Here is a 20,514-nt window from a genome sequence, read left to right on the forward strand (position 1 = left end):
TCACGCCGGAGCAACCACGGCCACATCACGAGGCACCATCCCGCATTTCGCCGCCACCACGCGCGGGCCGTCGCGTCCTCCGGAGCGCGGGCTCGCAGACCTCGATACGCCGGTCCCTCGCTTGACCGTCAACGCGCCGGTCAGCACATTGAAGACGGTGGAGCAGAGCCATCGAACCAATGCAGGCTGCGCTGGGCCGCTCCATGTGATCGCTGCGGAGATCGCTCGATGGCTCTCTGAGCAAAGTCGGTCCGTGGAGCGCCGGGATGATCATCACACCGAGCGGCGGCGGACTGGGCAGCACGCCCGGCGCGGCCTGGTCGCCGCCGGTCGAACGACATGCTCGCGCCTGACCGCTATACCGTGACGGAGATCCTCCGCGAGGGGAACGGGTTCGTCGTCTATCGCGGCCTCCGGAGCGAGGACGCTTGTCCGGTCATGCTCAAGATCCCCCGGGCGGAGCCCCTCGATCACCGGGACGCGGCGCGCCTGCGCCACGAGCTCGAGATCGGGCGGAGGCTCAACGGCCGGTCCGCGATCAGGCCCTGTGAGCTCACCACGTACCGCGATCGGCCGGCGCTCGTCCTGGAAGACTTCGGCGGACGCTCGCTCGATCGGGAGCTGGGCGCACCGATGGATCTCGGACGGTTCTTGACGATCGCCTCAGGCATCTCGGCGGCCCTCTCGGACATCCACGCGAAGGGGGTCGTCCATAGGGACATCAAGCCGCAGAACATCCTCGTCGATTCTCTGTCTGGAGAGGTGAAGATCGCGGACTTCGATCTCGCCTCCCTCCTCCCCGAGAACCACGGCGGCGCGCGGAGCCCGGGCGTCATCGAGGGGACCCTCGCCTATATGTCGCCCGAGCAGACAGGGCGCACGAGCCGGGCGGTCGATCTCCGCACCGACCTCTACTCGCTTGGCGTCACGCTCTACGAGATGCTCACCGGTGTCCTGCCTTTCTCGGCCAACGATGCCCTGGAGTGGGTCCACCTTCACGCCGCGGTGCTGCCCCGGCCTCCGTCGGAGCTCGTCCCGGGTCTCCCTTCGCCCGTGTCCGATCTCGTCATGAAGCTCCTGGCCAAGGCCCCCGAGGACCGGTACCAGAGCGCGCGCGGCCTCACGCTCGATCTCGAGCGATGCCTCGAGGGGCTCACGACGCGCGCGCGCATCGACCCATTTCCGCTCGGAGAGCGCGATTTCTCTGGCCTCTTCCAGATCCCGAAGAAGCTCTACGGCCGCGAGCGCGAGCTCCGCGCCCTCCTCGCCGCCTTCGAGCGCGTGGCGCTGCGCGGAGCCCCCGAGTTTCTCCTCATCTCCGGCGACGCCGGCGTCGGCAAGACGTCGCTGGTGCAGGAGCTCTACCGGAAGGCGGTCCGGGAACGGGGCCTCTTCGCCTCGGGCAAATTCGACCAGCAGCGCCGACACGTACCCTACGCCACGATCGTCCAGGCGCTCCGCGAGCTCGTCCGCGAGCTCCTGAGCGGAAGCGAGCCTGTCGTGGACGCGTGGCGGAGGCGGCTCTCCGCGGCCCTCGGCAAGAACGCGCAGCTCATCATCGATGTCCTCCCGGAGGTGGAGCTCATCCTCGGCGAGCAGCCGCCCGTCCCCGAGCTGCCGCTGACCGAGACAGAGAACCGGTTCGCGATGGTGTTCCGGCACTTCGTCGGCGCCTTCTGCCGCGAGGAGCGCCCACTCTGCCTCTTCCTCGACGACCTCCAGTGGGCAGACCCGGCGAGCCTCGCGCTCCTCGAGCAGCTCGTCACCCACCCCGAGACGCAGCGCCTGCTCGCCATCGGCGCCTACCGTGCTGACGAGGTGAACCTGCTCCACCCGCTGACGCGCATGCTCGAGCGCGCGCGCGGCGCCGGCACCAGGCTCCTCAAGGTCGAGCTCTCTCGGCTGTCCGAGGGGGATGTGCGGCGGCTCGTCGCCGATACGGTCCATACGAGCGGAACGCACGCCGCCCCGCTCGCGCGCCTCGTCCACGAGAAGACCGCCGGCAATCCGTTCTTCGCCACCCAGTTCTTGACCATGCTCCACAAAGAGGGCCTGCTCGAGGTCGATCTGCGCGCAGGCGCCTTCAGGTGGGATATCGACGCGATCCGCGGCAAGGGCCTCGCCGAGAACGTGGTCGATCTCATGATCGCGAAGATCAAGCGCCTCTCCCCGTCGGCCCAGAAGGCGCTCACGCTGGCCGCCTGCGTAGGGAATACCGTCGATGCCGGCACCCTCGCCGTCATCCGCGATCGGTCCGAGGACGCCATTCACGAGGACCACCGGGAGCTCGTGCGCGAGGGGCTGCTCCTCAGGTCCGGCGACACGTACCGGTTCCTCCACGACCGTGTCCAGCAGGCGGCTCACGCGCTCATTCCGGAGGCGGAGCTGGGGGCGGTGCACCTCTGCATCGGGCGGCTGCTCGCCGCCCACGCGCCTCCCGACGCGGCCGAGGCGCGCGTCTTCGAGATCGCCGGCCACCTCAACCTGGGCGCCGCCCTCGTGACCGACCGGCACGAGAAGGACCGGATCGCCAGGCTCAACCTGGTGGCGGGACGGCGAGCCAAGGCCTCTGCAGCCTACGCAGCCGCGGCCAGCTACCTCGCGGCAGGCATCGCGCTGCTCGGGGACGACGCCTGGGACAAGGAGCGCGCGCTCGCGCTCGACCTCCACTGCGAGAGCGCGCGCTGCGCCTTCCTGAGCGGCGACTTCGCCGCCTCCGAGCGGCTCGTCGACCTGCTCCTGAAGCGCGCCCGGAGCCGGATCGAGCTCTCGGAGGTCCACGGCATCGAGATCGTCCTCCACACGACCCGGGCCGATTTCGAGCGAGCGGCGCGGAGCGCCCTCTCCTGCGTGCGCCGCTTCGACGTCGACATCCCGCTCCACCCGACGCGCGACGCGGTGGAGCGCGCGGCGCGCGAGGTCTGGGGCGAGGTGTGCGACCGCCGCATCGAGGAGCTCGTCGGCCTGCCGCGCATGGTCGATCCGGACATGCTGGCCGTGGTGACCACCCTGTCGACGGCGCTCCCATCAGCCTATTTCTCGGATCCGCACCTCTACAGCCTCATCGCGTGCCGCATCGTCCAGCTCAGCCTCCGCGCGGGCAACTCGGACGCTTCTCCGCCTGGATACGTCGCGTTCGGCGGAACCATCGGCCGCGTCCTCGGCTTTTACAGGGAGAGCTACCGCTTCGGCGAGCTCGCCCGCGCGCTGCTGGAGACCAGCGGCCGGGCCGGGAACCGGGCGCAGATCCTCCATATGATCAGCACCTTCATCGACCCCTGGATCCGCCCCTGGCAGGACGTGGTCGGCCTCTTCTACAAGGCATTTGACGAGGCCGTCGAGACCGGCGCGCTGCTCTACGCGTCGTATTGCTCGTTTCAGGGCGTGACGCTGCGCCTCGCCGCGGGCGATCCGCTGGCGGACGTCGCCGCCGAGGCCGAGCGCCACATGGACGTCGCGCGCCGGGCCCGGTACGACGTCGTCCACGAGTCCTTGGCCGTCGTGCATCGGTTCGTGGAGCGCTTGCGCGGGCGCGATCCGGGCTGGGCGAGCGAGCGCGCCGATGACATCGAGGGACCGCCGCGCGGGGCGGCCGAGCGGATCACGCGCTTCCACGGGCGCCTCTACGCCGCCCAGGCGGCGCTCCTGTTCGGTCGCCATGGCGAAGCCGTGGCCGCGTCGCGCGCGGCGGGCGAGCTGCTGGGTACCATGACAGACCAGTTCCACGTCAGCACGCAAGCCTACGTCGCCGCGCTCGCGCTCTCGTGCCATGCCCGCGCCCTGCCAGAGGAGCAGCGAAGAGAGCTCCTCCCCGCCCTGAGGGCGCACGAGGCGGATCTTCGCCGCTGGGCCGAGGTCCAGCCCGCGAACCAGGCAGACCGCCACGCGCTCGTGTCGGCCGAGATCGCGCGCATCGCGGGCGACGAGCCCTCCGCGATGCGCCTCTACGAGCAGGCCATCCGGGCCTCGCGCGCGAGCGGCTTCGTCCATGGCGAGGCGCTGGGCCAGGAGCTCGCCGCCGCGTTCTACCGTGATCGCGGCTTCGACCTGATCGCTGACGCCTACCTCCGCGCGGCCCGCAGCCGCTACGCCCGCTGGGGCGCCGACGGGAAGGTGAAGCAGCTCGACAAGCTCTTTCCGCACCTCGCGGCGCGCCCGCTCGCCGCGACGAGCACGGTCACGATACCGGCCGAGGAGCTCGATCGGCTGGCGATCGTGAGGGCGTCTCAGAGCCTCTCGGGCGAGATCCTGATACCCCGGCTCGAAGAGGCGCTGCTCAGGGTCGTCCTTGCGCACGCGGGCGCGCAGAAGGGCTACCTGCTGGAGGCTCGCCGCGGCGCCGCGTCGATCCGGGCGAGGGCGAGGATCGAGGGAGGAAAGCCGTTCGTGGAGTCGCTCGCCGTCGAGGCGCGGGCGCCCGCGTCCTCCGCCACGCTGCCGCTGTCGGTCGTCAACTACGTCGTCCGGACGGGCGAGCCGGTCCTCCTCGACGACGCGGCGGAGACGCGGTTCTCAGCGGACGAGTACATCGCGCTGGCCCGGCCGAGATCGGTCCTGTGCATGCCGATCGCGAGGCGCCCCGGGGTCGACGCGATCCTCTACCTGGAGAACGCCGCGATGCGCGGCGCGTTCACCCAGGACACGCTCGCGGTGCTCGAGCTGCTCGCGTCGCAGGCGGCCATCTCGCTCGAGAACGCGTCGCTCTACGCAGCGCTTCAGAAGAGCGAAGAGATGCTCCAGAGCATCATCGACAGCTCGCCGGCCGCCATCTACGTCAAAGACCTGGAAGGCCGCCTGCTCCTGGTCAACCGGCGGTACGAGCAGCTCGTTCATCTGTCGAGAGCGCAGGTGATCGGCAAGAGAGATCACGAGCTCTTCCCGCCGGAGGCGGCGGACGCGTTCGCCGCGTACGACCGTAAGGCGCTCGAGGCGGACAGGCCGATGGACCTGGAGGAGATCGTCCTCGTGGACGACGAGCCGCGCACGTACCTGTCCCTCAAATTCACCCTGCACGACGCCGCCGGAGCGGTCTATGCCGTCTGCGGCATCTCGACAGACATCACCGAGCGCAAGCGGGCGGAGATGGCCGAGCGCTTCCTGGCGGAGGCGAGCGGGCGGCTCGCGGCCGATCTCGGCTACGAGGCGACGCTGGACGCGATCGCAGAGGTCGCGGTGCCCGAGCTCGCCGAGGGCGCCGTGCTCTACGTGCTCGACGACGCGGGCGCGCTCCAGCCGGCGGCCGTCGCTGCGGACTCCCCGGCCAAGGCCGCGCGCCTGCGCGAGCTCGCCGCGCCCGCCGGCGACCCCGCGGCGTCCCCGGGCGCGCCCGGGGATCCCCTCCGTGTCCTCGGCGCGGATCGCGCCGAGCTCTGCCTCGTGGACGACGGCCTGATGCGGCGCTGGGCCGCGGGCGCAGCGCGCCCCGAGGCGCTCTTCGAGCTCGCGCCCGCGGCGTACATGAACGCGCCGCTCGTGACGCGCGGCGGCTGTCTCGGCGTGCTCTCGCTGATGCGGACCGGAGCGACGCCGCGCTATACTCGGGCCGACGCGCCGCTCATCGAGGAGCTCGCGCGCCGCGCCGCGATGGCGCTCGACAAGGCGCGCCTTTACCGCGAGGCGCAGCAGGCGGTCCAGATCCGCGAGGAGTTCCTCGCCGTCGCGTCCCACGAGCTCCGCACGCCGCTCACGCCGCTCAGGCTGAAGCTCTCGCTGATGCAGAAGAAGCTCGCGACCGAGATCGCGAACCCCTCTCTCGAGCGCATGGTCGCGACGAGCCTGGGGCAGGTCGAGCGGCTCGAGCGGCTCATCGAGAGCCTCCTCGACGTGAACCAGATTGCACGCCATGAGCTCGACCTCGATCTCGCGGAGGTCGACCTCTCCGCGCTGGCCCGCGACGTCGTGAGCGAGCTCCGCGAGCCCTTGTCGCGGGCGGACTGCCGGATCGAGATCGCGGCTGGGCGCCCGGTGCTCGGCCGCTTCGATCGGATCCGCGTCGCGCAGGTCCTGAGGAGCCTGCTCGACAACGCGATCAAGTTCGGCAGGGGCGGGCTCATCGAGGTGACCGTCGCCGAGCGCGGCGACACGGCGCGGATCGCCGTGCGCGATCACGGGCCCGGCATCGCACCGGAGGACAGGGAGCGCATCTTCAAGCGGTTCGAGCGGGCGGTCTCGTCGAGGTCTTACGGCGGGCTCGGGCTCGGGCTCTACATCGCGAACGAGATCGTCCGGGCACACGGGGGCACGATCCAGGTGTCGAGCGAGAAGGACAAGGGCGCCTGCTTTACGGTGGATCTGCCGCGGAACGGCGCCACGTCATCTCCCTCGGATGGCTCGCCGAGGAGCGGAGGTGTCGCGTCCTAGCGAGACGGCGCGCCAGGGCGCCCAGAGGGCGACGACGAGCGATTCACTCCCCCGGGTGCCTCCGCGGCTCGACTCCGCGTCACGCCCCCTGCGCGTCGGGGAAGAGCTTCTGGAAGCTGTCCTTGTCGATCGCCTTCTCCAGCGCCGCCTGGGCCGAGATGATGTCCTTCTTGACGAGGCGCTCCAGCGCCATGTCCATCGTCTGCATGCCGGCGGAGCGCCCTGCCTGCATCAGGTTCGTGATCTGGAACGTCTTGCCCTCGCGGATCATCGCGGACAGCGCGCTCGATCCGACGAGGATCTCGTGCGCGGCGACGCGGCCCGTGCCGTCCTTCGTGCGGAGCAGCTGCTGGGCGATGATCGCGGCGAGGCTCTCGGCGAGCATGCCGCGGACCTGGAGCTGCTCGTCGGCGGGAAAGGCGTTGATGATACGGTCGATCGTCGCGGCGGCGCTGTTCGTGTGGACGGTGCCGAAGACGAGGACACCGAAGCTCGCGAGCTGCAAGGCGAGCTTCATGGTCTCGTTGGTCCTGAGCTCGCCGATCAGGATCACGTCGGCGTCCTCGCGCCCGGCGCTGCGGATCGCGCTCGCGAAGCTGCCCGCGTCGGGGCCGACCTCGCGGTGCGTGATCTGGGCCTTGATCGGGCTGTGCACGAACTCGACCGGATCCTCGATCGTGAGGACATGGCAGGCGCGCGAGCGGTTGATGTGATCGATCATCGCCGCGAGCGTCGTGGACTTGCCGGAGCCGGTCGGCCCCGTGATCAAGATGAGGCCGCTCGTCCGCTCGGACAGCCGGCGGACGATCTCGGGGCAGCCGAGGTCGTCGAGCGAGAGGATCTTGCTCGGGATGGTGCGGAAGACGGCCGCGAGCCCGGTCGTCTTGTAGAAGTAGTTGGCGCGAAAACGGGCCTTGTCCGCGTAGGAATAGGCGAAGTCGAGGTCGAGATCGTCGACGATCCGCCGCGCCTCCTCGGGGGTCGTGATCTCGAAGAGGAGCGCCTCCATCTCGGCGGCGTCGAGCGGCGTGTCGCGCAGGGCGATGAGCTCGCCGCGGGCGCGCACGAGCGGCGGATAACCGATGCCGAGGTGCAGATCGCTGCCCTTCCTGGAGAGCAGCTCGTCGAAGAGGCGGTCGATCCGGGCCACGTTACGTTCCCTTCTTCCCGAAGAGCGCGCCCGCGCGCTCGAAGAGGCCCTTGCCCGCCTCGACGGGGGCGGGCTTCGACGCGTCGGGCGAGGGGGCGGGCGGCCTCCTGTCCGGCGTGAGCATGGGCTGCCGCCTGCCGGCGAGGACGGCCTCGAGCTCGTCGGGCGCCTCCGCCACCCTGAGCGCGGCCTCCAGCGTGGTCTTGCCCGCGCGGACGAGCTCGGCCAGCGAGTCGTCGAGGCGGATGATCCCGAGGCCCTTCCCCCGCTGCTGGAGGCTCGGTATCTGGAACGTCTTGGAGTCGCGGATGAGGTTCCAGAGCGGGACCGATCCGGGCAGGACCTCGGCGGCGGCGACCATGCGCTTGCCGTCCTCGCTCGGCAGGAGCCGCTGGCTGACGATGAGCCGGAGGCCGCCCGCGAGGGTGACCCGGACCTGCTGCTGATCGCCGGGCGGGAAGAGGTCTATCAGCCGATCGATGGTCTTCGCCGCGCTCGGGGTGTTCATCGTGCCGAGGACGAGGTGGCCAGTCTCGCTCGCGGACAGCGCCATGCGGACCGTCGCCGTGTCCCTGAGCTCGCCGACGACGATGACGTCGGGGTCCTCGCGCAGCGAGGCCTTGAGGGCGTTCTCGAACGAGCGGGTGTGCGTGCCGACCTCGCGCTGGCTGATCATCGCCTTGCCGCGCGAATGCACGAACTCGACGGGATCCTCGACCGTGATGATGTGATGGCTGGTCTCGCGGTTCAGGATATCGACGATCGCGGTGAGCGTCGTGGTCTTGCCGTGGCCCGTCGGCCCGGTCAGCACGATGAGGCCCTGGTGATGACGGGTGGCGAGCCCGATGGCGTCGGGCAGGCCGAGCGACGCGAGGGTCGGGATGCTGCGCGCTATCAGCCGGAAGGAGCCCTTGTACCCCTGCCGGTGGCGCGCGATGTTCACCCGGAAGCGGCCGAGCACGCTGAGCTCCAGGGCGAAGTCGCAGGAGCCCTCGGCCGCGAGCACCGGCGAGAGGCGCGCGGGGACACGCGGCAAGAGGAGGGACTCGACGGCAGCCGGGTCGAGCGGCTCGCCGTGCGGGATGAGCTCGCCCGCGAGCCGCAGGAGCGGCGGGCGGCCGGCGACGAGGTGGAGATCGCTCGCGCCCTGATCGCGCGCCATGGCGAGCAGCCCGTCGAGCGCGGACGCAGGCATCTCGGCGGATGAGGGCCGCGCGCGCCCGCCCGGTGCGGCCGCTCGCGCGGCGGCGCGGGGCTCCTGGGGCGGCGCTGCCGGACGGGCGGGCGGCGCGGCGGGCGGGGCGGCGGGCGGCGCATCGTCGGCGCGCGCATCGAAGCGGGCCACCGAGGGCCGGCTGCCCCGGGGCTCGGGGGGCGGCGCCGAGCCGCGGAGGTCGAGCGCGACATCGGAGGAGCTCGCGCGCATCGCCTCCGGATCGCGCGGAGGTGGGCGCTGCCCCTCCTCGGGAGCAAGGTGCTCCCGCATGGAGAGCTGCTGCGATGGGCGGGCGAGAGGCGCGGCGGGCGCCGTCCCCGAGGCGGCGGACGACGGGTTCATCCGCGTCATGCGGGCGTGCACGAGATCGCCCTGGCGCGCGGCGACGACGGAGATGGCGCCGATGCCCTCGATGCGGATGTGCCACTGCGAGGGCTTCGCGCCCAGGGCTTCGAGGTAGCGGCCGCCGCCGAGCGCGCTGAGGAGCATGAGGATGTCCTCCGTGGTGAGGGCGCCGGGATCGACGGCCTGGAAGGCACCCGAGACTTTGACGCTGGGCATGCGCCCGGTGGCCACGGCGAACTCCGTCACCTCGGGGCGGTTCAGCTGCGAAAGCCAGGATCGAAGGGCGTTCATCGTCGTCGCTCGTCTCCGCAAGCCGACTCTATCAACGATGAGGCGCCGCGTTTCAAAATGTCGTGCGACGGCGGCGACATTCGGCGACGGCCACCGGCGCCCCGCGACCCCCGCGCCGACTCCCGCCCACCGTCCCCCGCTCGCGCCCACGACCCACATGTGGCGCGTCCCCCACGTGCTCGCGGCGACGCGCGGCGACCGCGCCGGTCCCTCCTCGGAGGAGCGGCGCGACCCGGCTCACGCCCGCGGCGAGCTCTGCAGCGACGCGGCGCCGGGCTACTGGATCGCGAGCTTGACGCGGGCGCCCTTCACGAAGTGGCCCGGCTTCTTGCCCTTCTCGCCGGCAGGCGCCTGCTGCTCCGAGTCGATGGTGAGCTGCATGTTGCCGGTCGACTCGATCTTCTTCATGGTCACCCGGGCGATCTCGACCCATTTCGTGGATCTCGGCCCCTCGGCGTCCTCGACCTTGCGGAAGAGCACCGCCTTGGTCCCCGCGGCGACAGGCTTCTCGGTCGTGGAGACGAGCGGCAGCAGCGTCGCGACCTTCCCTGCGCGCGAGACCAGCCTGCCGTAGACCTCCACGGAGAAGCTCTCCCACTCGCCCGCCGAAGAAGCCGAGGCGGGCTCCGCCGGAGGCGCGCCCTCAGCGCCGGGTGCCGCCGCCGGCGCGGCCTGCCGCGGCGTGGCGGGCTGCTCGGCCGAGGCCGCGGTTGGCGTGGCGGAGAGGAGCGCGGCCGCGCCCGCGGCGACGAGCGACCGCGAGCACCTGGAGAGCCAATCACCGACCGTCTTCATGCGCCATGCTCCTTCGCTTCTTCGACGTGATCCCACGACCCGCGTGAACTCCGCAGGCTCGCAAACACCGCAATCACAAAACTTCTCATCGTGACCCAGACTGACACCTTCCGCAACTCATTTCTCGCTCTCGGTCGACGGGCTCTCGCGACGGGCTCTCGCGACGGGTGTTTTTTCGGTCAGGTGCCATGAGTCACATTGATCGCTTATGTCATCAGCATCGTCGCGAGTGTTCCCGGCGCGAGCCCGGGTATGGCCTCTTCGACGCGCCGCGCAGCTTCACCTTCATCGTCCATCGGCCGTCGGTCATCGGCCATCGTGCGCCGCTCGTGAGGTTCTCATCGCCCTGGACGCCTGGGCGCGCATCGCGCGCATCGCGCGCATCGCGCGCATTGCGTGCCTCGCGCGCATCGCCAGATTCCGGTGCTGGCCGCCTCGGCGAGGCCGACCGGGCTCCGGCTGCGCGGCGCACGCAGGAGTGCGACGCGGCTCGCCCGAGCTCACCTGGTCATCTGGCTTGCCTGTCGTTCTGGCTCGCCCGTCGTTCCGGCTGCCTGGTTGCCCGGCTTGACCGCTTGCCTGGGCTCTCCGGCTCGCCTCGCTGGCTCTCTGACGGGTCCATCAGCGCGCTTCGCGCGAGGCGGGCTCTCCCCAGGAGCGAACCACCCGCGCGAGCGACCGGCTGGCTCGGTCCAAGCCCGCCGTACCTCATTCTCACCCGTCCGACGAAACCAGCTGCGCACAGCAACGCGACCTCTCCCTCCTCCAACATCGCTCCGGGAACCTTCCCAGTGCCATCCAACACCGCCGACCCGAAAATCGATGTCGGAGTAAGAGTCGCGTTTCAACAAAGATATCATGTCTTCGTCAAAGCAGAGCAGAAATTTTCGAACGTAGATGATTCTGGTGCGCCCCCGTGCGTCCATGTGTGCCGGCGCAGGTGTGCGCCTCTTTCCTTTTTCCTTTCGTGCCGGCGCAGGTGTGCGCCTCTTTCCTTTCGTGCCGGCGCAGGTGTGCCCCGGCGGGCCCCCCGGCTGTAGGATGGCCCCGGAGGAACAGAGCCCATGCCCACGGTCGCCGATCACTACGACAAGCTCCTCGCCGAGCACTATTCGAGGATGTTCGGGGATTACGACGCCAAGGTCGCCGAGCAGCGAGCGCTGTTCGAGCGCCTCGGCCTGCGCGCGGGCGCGTCCGGCGGCGCGCCCGAGGCCATCGACCTCGGCTGCGGCTCCGGCTTTCAGTCCGTCGCGCTGGCGCAGCTCGGGTTCAGGGTGACGGCGGTCGACACCTCGGACAGGCTCCTCGCCGAGCTCGCCGCGCGCCGCGGGCCGCTCGCCGTCGAGATCGAGAGAGAGGATCTCCTCGAGGCGCTGGAGCGCTCCGGGCCGCCCTGCGAGCTCGTCGTGTGCATGGGCGACACGCTCCCCCACCTGGGCAGCAAGTCGGACGTGGAGCGGATGTTCGCCGGCTGCGCCCGGCGACTCGCGCCCGGCGGACATCTCGTGCTCACGTTCCGCGACCTCACCCGCGAGCTCGAAGGCGTCGATCGGTTCATCCCAGTACACGACTCCGCCGATGTGATCATGACGTGTTTCCTCGAGTACGAACCCGAGACCGTCAAGGTGCACGACCTCGTTCACACGCGCAGCCGGGAGGACGGCCGGTGGACGCTGTCAGCGAGCTTCTATCGCAAGCTGCGCCTCTCCCCCGATTGGGTCTGCGACAGGCTCGACGCGGCCGGACTCCGCGTCATCCATCGCGAGATCGCGCGCGGCGTCGTCACCCTCGCCGCGCGCTCCGGAGCTGAAGTGGGCCGGGATACGAACACCCATTTAAATACCTCTCATGGAGGTTGATGGCGCGGGCGACGCAGCGCTAACTTGATATGGGAGGATGTGACCCATGTCCGAGAGAGCGAGTCAGACAGGCACGAACGACGCCGGGCAAGCTGCGGTCGTCAACCGGCCGTCGCGGGATGAGGTCCAGGACCTGCGGCGAGAACGAGACGAGGCGCGCCAGCTCCTGGCCACGCTGGTCGTTGCGCTCAAGCGCGCGACGTTCCGGCACGGCACCTACATCGACGGGCTCGGCGCCGCGATGGTCGCCGTGGATCGGTGGTCCAAGCCGCGAGGCCGATGACCCAAGGGCCGGCCCCGGGCTGCCGTGACGCCCGGAGTCGCAGCGGGCGCGGCGGGCCGTTCTCGCCGGCCACGCCTGCCGGCTAGGCGCGAAGGCCGGAACGGAGTAGGTTCCCGGCATGGCCGGATACCGCAGTCGTACATCCACCCAAGGGCGCAACATGGCAGGGGCGCGCGCGCTGTGGCGCGCCACCGGCATGAAGGACGCGGACTTCGAGAAGCCGATCGTCGCCATCGCCAACAGCTTCACGCAGTTCGTTCCGGGGCACGTCCACCTCCACGACGTGGGGCAGCGGGCGAAGAAGGTCATCGACGCCGCGGGGGGGTGGGGCGTCGAGTTCAACACCATCGCCATCGACGACGGCATCGCGATGGGCCACGCCGGCATGCTGTACTCGCTGCCGAGCCGGGAGCTCATCGCCGACAGCGTCGAGTACATGGTGAACGCGCACTGCGCCGACGCGCTCCTGTGCATCTCGAACTGCGACAAGATCACGCCCGGCATGCTCCTCGCCGCCATGCGGCTCAACATCCCGACCGTCTTCGTCTCGGGCGGTCCGATGGAGGCGGGCAAGATCGTCGGGACGCACGACCGCGACGGCAAGCCGCTCATCCGGAAGCTCGACCTCATCGATCCGATGATCGCCGCGAGCGACGACAAGGTGACCGACGCGGATCTGGCCGCGATGGAGCGGTCCGCGTGCCCGACCTGCGGCTCGTGCTCCGGCATGTTCACGGCCAACAGCATGAACTGCCTCAACGAGGCGCTCGGCCTCGCGCTGCCCGGCAACGGCACGCTGCTCGCGACGCACGCGGCGCGCTGGGACCTCTTCGAGGCGGCGGCGAAGCGCGTCGTCGCGCTCGCGCAGCGGCACTACGTCGACGGCGACGCCTCGGTGCTGCCGCGGAGCATCGCGACGTTCGAGGCGTTCGAGAACGCGATGGCGCTCGACATCGCGATGGGCGGCTCGACGAACACGGTGCTCCACCTCCTGGCGATCGCCCGCGAGGCGCAGGTGGACTTCAACATGTCGGACATCGACCGGATGTCGCGGAAGGTGCCGAACATCTGCAAGGTCGCGCCGTCGTCGCACCACCACGTCGAGGACGTGCACCGCGCGGGCGGCGTGCTGACGATCCTCGGCGAGCTCGACCGCGCCGGGCTCGTCCACCGGCAGGTGGGCACGGTCCACGCGGGCACGCTGGGCGAGGCCATCGACGAGAACGACATCCGCCGCCCCACGGCGACGGCCGCCGCGAAGAGGCGCTCGCTCGCCGCGCCGGGCGGCGTGCCGACCACGGTCGCGTTCTCGCAGGACAAGTACTTCGCCGACACCGACGATGACGCCCAGAAGGGCTGCATTCGCGACGTCGATCACGCGTACAGCCGCGAGGGCGGGCTCGCCGTGCTCTACGGCAACATCGCGGTGGACGGCTGCATCGTGAAGACCGCGGGCGTCGATCCCGAGATCTGGAAGTTCGAGGGGCCCGCGCGGGTGTTCCACTCGCAGGAGGCGGCGTGCGACGCGATCTGGGACAACCAGATCCGCTCGGGCGACGTGGTCGTGATCGTCTACGAGGGTCCGAAGGGCGGGCCCGGCATGCAGGAGATGCTCTATCCGACGTCGTTCCTGAAGGGGAAGGGCCTCGGGAAGGCGTGCGCCCTCATCACCGACGGCCGGTTCAGCGGCGGGACGTCGGGCCTGAGCATCGGGCACGTCTCGCCGGAGGCCGCCGAAGGCGGGGCCATCGGGCTCATCGAGGAGGGCGATCGCATCCGCATCGACATCCCTGCCCGGACGATCGATGTCCTGGTCAGCGAAGCGGAGCTCGATCGCCGCCGCCGCGCCGCCGAGGCGCGGGGCGCAGACGCGTTCAGACCGAACCGCGATCGCAAGGTCTCCCCTGCCCTGCGGGCTTACGCGCTGATGGCCACGAGCGCCGCCAAGGGCGCTGTCCGCGACGTCAGCCAGATCGAGCCGAGCGGGCGCGCCGGGGATGCCCCGGCGGCGACCGCGCCTGCCGCCGCGCCGCGCAAGTAGCGAAAGGCGCCGTCCAGCCGCCGCGCCGCGCGAACGAGGCCAACGCGCCGCGCGAAGCAGCGGTACGACGAATGGCGGCCTCGACCGCGACGGACGTGCGCGCGGCCAACCGCGACTACAGCTATCCCACCGATCGCGCCGACAACATCGGCGCTCGCTGCGCGCGGGACATCTGGGCCCGGAGCGCCGCGATCGAGCGCGGCCGCCGGGCCGCCGAGGAGCGCCGCGCTTGTGATCCGGCGGCGCTCGAGCTCGGGCGATCGACACAGGCGGCTCGGTCTGCGCAGGCTCCCTCCCCGGTCGGGCGCAGGCGGCCGCGCGCCGTGGAGGACAGCGCGGAGCGGCTCGACGCTGCGCTGGACGTCGCCGGGAGCCTCGGAACGTCGCTGGACGTCGCCGGACGTCTTGGCACGTCACTGGACGTCTCGGCGCGCCGCTAGACACCGCGGGACGTCGCTGGACATCCAGAGGACCGAATTCGACGCCGGGCGTGGTGTGCGATGTCGACGCTGAAGCGCGGCGTGCTAGAGCCCGCGGTCGTGGCGTCGTCGAGGAATCGAGCTCAGGCGCAGCAGATCACCGTCGTGGGCGCAGGGGTGATCGGGTTGACCACGGCGGTCGTCCTCCAGCGCGACGGCCACCGTGTGCAGGTGATCGCGGCGGAGCGCGGCGAGCGCACGACGTCCGCGGTCGCGGCCGCGCTGTGGCACCCTTTCCTGGCGAACCCGCCCGAGCGCGTCAACGCCTGGTCGATGGAGAGCCTCGAGGAGCTCACGCGCATCGCGAACGACCACCCAGAAGCGGGTGTGGATCTCCTGACCGCTCGCGAGGCGGCGGATGACACACGCCTGCCGTGGTGGGCTCAGAGCATCCCGGACCTCGCGATCGAGCCTGGACCCCACCCGCTGGGCGCCCCGTACAGCTTGCGATTCACGGCGCCGCGCATCGAGCCATCGTTGCACCTGCCCTGGCTGGAGGCGCAGCTCGATTCTCCGGTGCGCACCGAGCGCGTGCGGTCGCTCGCCGAGGTCGAGGGCGACTGCGTCGTGAATTGCACCGGGCTCGGGGCGCGCGCGCTCACCGGCGACGGCGAGCTCCTCGCCTTCTACGGCCAGGTAGCGATCGTCGAGCCAGGCGAGATCCACACAGATGTCGCACTGGGTGATGAAAGGGACGAATCGGCGCTTGTCTATGTCATCCCAAGGCGTCGGGAGATCGTGATTGGCGGTTGTTTCTTCCCGTCACCCGATGACCGCCCGTTGACGCCTGACCCCGAGCTTACTGACGCAATGCTTCAGCGGGCACGCGTGGCGGGGCTCAGACCGGGCCGCTTGCTCGGCGCGCGCGCCGGGCTGCGCCCCTATCGGAGCACCGTGCGGCTCGAGCGTGAAGGCCACGTGATCCACAACTACGGTCACGGTGGTTCGGGATACACGTTGGCATGGGGTTGTGCCCACGAAGTGAGCGCAATGCTGCGGGACGGCACAGCTTCGACGCACGGCCATGCCTAGGGGAACGGGCCGAGCGCACTATTTTGACGCGCCCCGTGACGTCGACGTTGCGCCAGTGGGCCTGTTCCTCGGACATCGGGTGCCGCGCCAGCGCAAGCCCACGCCAGCGGACGAAACCGTCACGACCCATGCAACCCGCGCAACCCATGCAACGACCGCGCGCTGACCCCAACCAACGCCAGCAGCAACAAACGACGGCACTTCTGGAATCCAGCAAACCAGACCCAGCAAACCAGCCCCAGCAAACCAGCCCCAGCAAACCAGGAAGACCAACGCAACGCTCCGAAAGTCCCGTTGTGCTCCTGTTGCTAGGCTGCTAGATTGAATTCGTGCTCGTCTGCGAGCGTCTCCCGTCTTCACTCGCAGTGGAACCGCCCGTGGCGCTCCTCTGTTCGTCCGGGGGAACGGCCGTGGACGGCCTCGCTCTGGAGGTCGCTGGCCCGTGACGGCCTCTCGGTGCGATCCCTGGAACACGGTCCCGAGTGGTCGAACGTTCGTTTGCGCTTGATCCGGCGTCCACCGTCGGCTGTCACCAACGTGAAGATCCGAAGCTTCCCCGGGGAGTGTTGAGCGCCATGAACAACGACGAGAATCGACTCAGTCGTCCATCGGGGCGGCAAGCGGTCCTGAGTTTCACGACGAACGACGACGAGAATTGCCCGAGTCGCCACTCGGGGCGGCCCTTGGCGAGGCCGTCCGGACGGCCCTCGGGAAGGCCGTCGGGGAGACCTTCCGGGCGGCCGGCGCTCTGGAGCGTCCTGCCGCTCGACAGCGGCCTGCTGCAGACCCGGACGATCGAGTGGCCGACGCTGGCGCTCTTCGCGGGGTCGTACGCCCTCTGGGCGACGGCCGTCTACGCAGGCGTCTCGGGCTTCCTGTCGACCGTGCCCGCCGTTCTCGCGGCGGCGGTGGCCGCGTATGCCTCCTTCACGCCGATGCACGAGGCCTCGCACCGGTCGCTCGCTCGCTCCGCGCTGCTGAACGGCGTGATCGGGCGGCTGTCCGGGGTGCTGCTCGTCGCGCCGTTCCTGGCGGTGCGTCACTTCCACCTCGAGCATCACAAGCACACGAACGAGGCGGATCGGGATCCCGACTACTGGAGTGGGCGCGGCCCGTGGTATCTCCTCCCGCTCCGCTGGGCGACACAGGATCTCCACTACTACTATCTATTTTTGCGCTCCTACCACGCGCAGAAGCGCGCTGAGCGGATCGAGACGGTCGCGACGCTCGCGGCCATGCTCGCGCTCGTGGCGCTCGCGTTCGTGCTCGGTTATGGCGAGCTCGCGCTCGTCTACTGGATCCTGCCGGCGCGGCTTGCGATCTTCTTCCTCGCGTTCGCCTTCGACTACCTGCCTCACTACCCCCACGAGATCACGGCGGCGCAGAACCGGTACAGCGCGACGCGCGCGGTCGACAGCGCGCTCTTCAACGTGCTGCTCTTCGGGCAGACGTATCACCTGATCCATCACCTCTACCCGGCCGTGCCGTTCTTCCGCTACCGGACCGTGTGGAAGCACCAGCGCGAGGAGCTCATGAAGCTCCGCTCGGAGGGCGCCGCCGTGTCGCGGGCGTCGTTGCCCGTCCTCACGGCGGGCAGCCTCGCCGCGCCGCGGGCGCCCGTAATCCACTCCGCGTCCCCCACCCAGGCGGCCGCCGAGCTCGACGCCATCTGATCCGAGCGGCGCCCCGCTCCACGGCGGTTTCCGCCCGCCTCTGCCACATGCCGACAGAGCGGCGGTCTCCCGCACAGGAGACGGGCCCAGATCGGCGTTTTCGGCGCGCAAGCGCACTCCTGTGCGCTGAGCACCGAAAACGTCGAGGTGGGCCCGTATCCGAAGCGGGAGACCGTCGCTCTATCTAGAGGCGCGCGCGGCGGCGGGCACGAAGCGCTCGCGGTGGCAGCAGGACCTCCCGGAAGAGCAGCGCCTCGGTCACGGCGCGGCGGTCCAGCGCAACGCTGGACGCGCCCAGGCCGGGCGCAAACGCGTCGGGCCTCCGCTCGCTCGTGCCGAGCGCGGGGATCGCGGCGCGCGCCCTGATCAGGATCGACAGCGACTGCTCTGGCGCCTGGTGCGCCGCCAGCACCGCGCCCGCGAGGAGCGCCCGCGCGTCTCGGACGGCGGGGACCCGGCCGGCGAGCAGCGCGTCGCGCGCGCGCGTCGCCTCCTGACGCTCGTGTGGACCGTAGTCGAGCCCGCTGATGTCCTGCAGACCAAACCCGGCCAGGGCGGTGAGAGGGCCGGCATAGAGGCGCTCCACGATCCACGCGGCCATGTCCGCGAAGGGCGACAGCGGGACCGGGCGCCACGCTCCCCTCGCGGGCAGGAGCAGGTCATCGAGGCTCACGTCGGCGTGGCGGCGCGCCCACGCCTCCCTCAGGACGCGCGCGTCCTCGGTGAGGCCTCCCCGCTCCAGGACCATGCACCCGATGAGCACGCGCAGGTGCGGCGGAGGGTGCTCGTCATAACGCGCGCCGGTCACGTCCGTCTCGACGGCGAGCGACGCGTACGGCTCGTCCTCCTGGAAGAACAGCTCGCTCATCGTGATCACGTAGGCGGGGCCGAACATGAGCGTGCCGAAGACGTCGCAGAAGATCTCCTCGAACCACGCGCCGAACGCCCGCCGGAGCTCGGGAGCCCCGATGCGATCGCCGTCTTGAGCGAGCAGCCGCGCCCGTTCACCCACGTCCGCCAGGCCGAGCTCGCGGCGCAAGGCCAGCTCTAGACCGTCGACCGAGGCCAGGAAATCGTGGCCTATCTCGTGCGCGAGCGCCGGCCAGCGCAGCGGGGTCGAGAAGAAGTCGACAGGGAGGAAGATGGGCGCGATCGACGTGGGGATGAAGCCCGTCCAGATCGCGAGATCGAACTCCGTGAGCTGCGTGGCCGGCGATCCGCTCCGGAGCGGCAGCCCCTCCGCCCGCGCGAACGCGATCACGGGGGCGTAACAGGCGTCGGCGAGGGCGTCCGCGTCGCCGAGCTCGGGCAGGAGCGAAGGGTCGCGGCGCTGCCGCACGAGCACCGCGATCTCGCTCACAACGAGCTCGATGCGGTCCGCCGCGACCTCCGCGGCGCGCGCCGTGTAGCCCGCGTCGACGGCCGCGCGCAGGCGCCCGATCTCGTGCGGGACGGCCCCGATGAGCACGTCCGCGAAGCGCCGGCTCGCCCGTTCGTGGCGCACCGCCTCGCCGAGCGCCGCGGCGCTCCGCTCGATCTCGGCGAGCCGCAGGAGCACCATGCGCAGCCGGTCGGCGTCGAGCGCGCGCGGAGCGCCGAACGGCGTCGCCGCCCACGGCGCAGCGCTCGGCGGCGCGACATCGACGGGCGGCGTGTCGCTCCGCGGGACGGCCGCGCCGCGTGGCCGCGCGGCGGCATGCGCGGCGCGCTTGGCTTGCAAGCTCCTGTACGCGATCGCGATCTTGACGAGCAGCCAGCTCACTCCGACGAGGACGGTGACGTATTTCTCGAGGTCATCCATGGCGCCCGTCCAGCGTCGTCGGGGCGCGGCTCGCCGGCCGCGCGGCCCTCCGGCCGCGCGGGGCGCGGCGACAGCGCCCGGGGCGGGCCGAGCACCTCGGCCAGCACGAAGCGCCGCACGAGCGCGTCGCGGCGGCCGAGCCACGCGAGGAGCGGGCTCGGTGGAACGCGCGGCGGCACCTCACGACTCCCCGACGGGATCGGGCTTGCCCCCCGTGGTGCCGGCGATCCCCTGGCGCATCTCGGTGTCGGCGATGACGTTGCGCATGTTGTAGTAATCCATGACGCCGAGCTTGCCCGTGCGGAGCGCCTCCGCGACGGCGAGCGGGATCGTCGACTCCGCCTCGACGAGCTTCGCGCGCATCTCCTGCGTCTTGGCCTTCATCTCCTGCTCCTGCGCGACCGCCAGCGCGCGACGCGACTCCGCCTTGGCCTGCGCTACCTGCTTGTCCGCCTCGGCCTGCTCCGTCTGGAGCTTCGCGCCGATGTTGGAGCCGACGTCGACGTCGGCGATGTCGATGGAGAGGATCTCGAAGGCCGTCCCCGCGTCGAGGCCCTTCTTGAGCACGTTCTTCGAGATGGTGTCGGGGTTCTCGAGGACGTGTTTGTAGTCGTCGGCGGAGCCGATGGTCGAGACGACGCCCTCGCCGACGCGAGCCAGCACCGTCTGCTCGCCCGCGCCGCCGACGAGGCGTTCGATGTTGGCGCGCACCGTCACGCGCGCGATCGCGAGCAGCTGGATGCCATCCTTGGCCACGGCCGACACCTTCGGGGTCTCGATGACGCGCGGGTTCACCGACATCGCCACCGCCTCGAGCACGTTGCGGCCGGCGAGGTCGATCGCGGCCGCGCGAGAGAAATCGAGCTCCATCCCCGCCTTGCCCGCCGAGATGAGCGCGTTGACGACCGCCTCGACCCGCCCGCGGGCCAGGTAATGGGCCTCGAGCATGTCGACGGACACCCCCTCGAGGCCCGCCTTTACAGCGCTGATCCGCGCGTTGACGATCTGATCGGGCGGCACCCGGCGCAGGCGCATCGCGATGAGCGTGAGCATCGAGACCCCGGCGCCCGACGCCTGCGCGGCGACCCACAGCCGGAGCGGCACCATGTACAGCGTCGCGACGATGGCGACGAGCACGAGCCCGCCGATCACGATGACCGAGATGATCTCCATAACCCTCTCCACCCGT

General features: G+C 70.6%; 13 protein-coding genes. 7 read left to right on the top strand and 6 right to left on the bottom strand.

The features are described from left to right. Positions 1-339 precede the first annotated feature (339 nt). Positions 340-6,360: an AAA family ATPase gene (locus WME90_RS27975; RefSeq protein WP_437275069.1), complete on the top strand. Its 6,021-nt coding sequence runs from the start codon at positions 340-342 to the stop codon at positions 6,358-6,360. Positions 6,361-6,439: 79 nt separating this feature from the next. Here the strand turns inward: WME90_RS27975 and WME90_RS27980 are convergent, their stop codons facing one another. From WME90_RS27980 to WME90_RS27990, 3 genes are all read right to left on the bottom strand, one after another. Beyond that, positions 6,440-7,510 carry a type IV pilus twitching motility protein PilT gene (locus WME90_RS27980; protein WP_437275070.1) on the bottom strand — a complete coding sequence of 357 codons (1,071 nt, stop codon included), beginning with the start codon at positions 7,508-7,510 and terminating at the stop codon, positions 6,440-6,442. A gap of 1 nt (position 7,511) precedes the next feature. Beyond that, the gene (locus tag WME90_RS27985; RefSeq protein WP_437275071.1) at positions 7,512-9,362 is read right to left on the bottom strand and encodes a type IV pilus twitching motility protein PilT; all 1,851 of its coding nucleotides are present in this window, start codon (positions 9,360-9,362) and stop codon (positions 7,512-7,514) included. 276 nt (positions 9,363-9,638) lie between these two features. Further along, positions 9,639-10,157, bottom strand: a complete 519-nt coding sequence (locus WME90_RS27990; RefSeq protein ID WP_437275072.1) for a hypothetical protein — start codon at positions 10,155-10,157, stop codon at positions 9,639-9,641. A 1,064-nt stretch (positions 10,158-11,221) separates the two neighbouring features. Here WME90_RS27990 and WME90_RS27995 point away from each other — a divergent pair. From WME90_RS27995 to WME90_RS28020, 6 genes are all read left to right on the top strand, one after another. Beyond that, positions 11,222-12,016 (top strand): class I SAM-dependent methyltransferase, encoded by a 795-nt coding sequence (locus WME90_RS27995; protein WP_437275073.1) that lies wholly within the window; start codon positions 11,222-11,224, stop codon positions 12,014-12,016. Between the two features lie 46 nt (positions 12,017-12,062). Next, positions 12,063-12,299: a hypothetical protein gene (locus tag WME90_RS28000; protein WP_012237958.1), complete on the top strand. Its 237-nt coding sequence runs from the start codon at positions 12,063-12,065 to the stop codon at positions 12,297-12,299. Between the two features lie 118 nt (positions 12,300-12,417). Next, a complete protein-coding gene (gene ilvD, locus WME90_RS28005) occupies positions 12,418-14,340 on the top strand; it encodes a dihydroxy-acid dehydratase (protein ID WP_437275074.1) in 1,923 nt (640 codons plus the stop codon). A 71-nt stretch (positions 14,341-14,411) separates the two neighbouring features. Further along, the gene (locus WME90_RS28010) at positions 14,412-14,780 is read left to right on the top strand and encodes a hypothetical protein (RefSeq protein WP_437275075.1); all 369 of its coding nucleotides are present in this window, start codon (positions 14,412-14,414) and stop codon (positions 14,778-14,780) included. 60 nt (positions 14,781-14,840) lie between these two features. Further along, the gene (locus WME90_RS28015) at positions 14,841-15,851 is read left to right on the top strand and encodes an FAD-dependent oxidoreductase (RefSeq protein ID WP_437275076.1); all 1,011 of its coding nucleotides are present in this window, start codon (positions 14,841-14,843) and stop codon (positions 15,849-15,851) included. 683 nt (positions 15,852-16,534) lie between these two features. Further along, a complete protein-coding gene (locus tag WME90_RS28020) occupies positions 16,535-17,524 on the top strand; it encodes a fatty acid desaturase (RefSeq protein WP_437275077.1) in 990 nt (329 codons plus the stop codon). Positions 17,525-17,708: 184 nt separating this feature from the next. Here WME90_RS28020 and WME90_RS28025 read toward each other — a convergent pair whose 3' ends face one another. From WME90_RS28025 to floA, 3 genes are read right to left on the bottom strand one after another with little or no spacing between them, the layout of a single operon-like run. Next, the gene (locus WME90_RS28025) at positions 17,709-19,325 is read right to left on the bottom strand and encodes a hypothetical protein (protein WP_437275078.1); all 1,617 of its coding nucleotides are present in this window, start codon (positions 19,323-19,325) and stop codon (positions 17,709-17,711) included. Further along, entirely contained in the window at positions 19,283-19,504 is a 222-nt protein-coding gene (locus WME90_RS28030) for a hypothetical protein (RefSeq protein WP_437275079.1), read from the bottom strand. The genes WME90_RS28025 and WME90_RS28030 overlap by 43 nt, the downstream gene beginning before the upstream one ends. 1 nt (position 19,505) lies before the next feature. Then, positions 19,506-20,498 carry a flotillin-like protein FloA gene (floA, locus tag WME90_RS28035; RefSeq protein ID WP_437275080.1) on the bottom strand — a complete coding sequence of 331 codons (993 nt, stop codon included), beginning with the start codon at positions 20,496-20,498 and terminating at the stop codon, positions 19,506-19,508. Between the last annotated feature and the right edge of the window lie 16 nt (positions 20,499-20,514).

This window comes from Sorangium sp. So ce375 (assembly GCF_051473855.1).
Lineage (GTDB): Bacteria > Myxococcota_A > Polyangia > Polyangiales > Polyangiaceae > Sorangium.

What these genes read in the sequence shown, in the direction of transcription:
- WME90_RS27975 (WP_437275069.1), top strand. Translation starts at nt 340, where the DNA reads ATGCTCGCGCCTGACCGCTATACCGTGACGGAGATCCTCCGCGAGGGG.
- WME90_RS27985 (WP_437275071.1), bottom strand. Translation starts at nt 9,362, where the DNA reads ATGAACGCCCTTCGATCCTGGCTTTCGCAGCTGAACCGCCCCGAGGTG.
- WME90_RS27990 (WP_437275072.1), bottom strand. Translation starts at nt 10,157, where the DNA reads ATGAAGACGGTCGGTGATTGGCTCTCCAGGTGCTCGCGGTCGCTCGTC.
- WME90_RS27995 (WP_437275073.1), top strand. Translation starts at nt 11,222, where the DNA reads ATGCCCACGGTCGCCGATCACTACGACAAGCTCCTCGCCGAGCACTAT.
- WME90_RS28000 (WP_012237958.1), top strand. Translation starts at nt 12,063, where the DNA reads ATGTCCGAGAGAGCGAGTCAGACAGGCACGAACGACGCCGGGCAAGCT.
- ilvD (WP_437275074.1), top strand. Translation starts at nt 12,418, where the DNA reads ATGGCCGGATACCGCAGTCGTACATCCACCCAAGGGCGCAACATGGCA.
- WME90_RS28010 (WP_437275075.1), top strand. Translation starts at nt 14,412, where the DNA reads ATGGCGGCCTCGACCGCGACGGACGTGCGCGCGGCCAACCGCGACTAC.
- WME90_RS28015 (WP_437275076.1), top strand. Translation starts at nt 14,841, where the DNA reads ATGTCGACGCTGAAGCGCGGCGTGCTAGAGCCCGCGGTCGTGGCGTCG.
- WME90_RS28025 (WP_437275078.1), bottom strand. Translation starts at nt 19,325, where the DNA reads ATGGATGACCTCGAGAAATACGTCACCGTCCTCGTCGGAGTGAGCTGG.
- floA (WP_437275080.1), bottom strand. Translation starts at nt 20,498, where the DNA reads ATGGAGATCATCTCGGTCATCGTGATCGGCGGGCTCGTGCTCGTCGCC.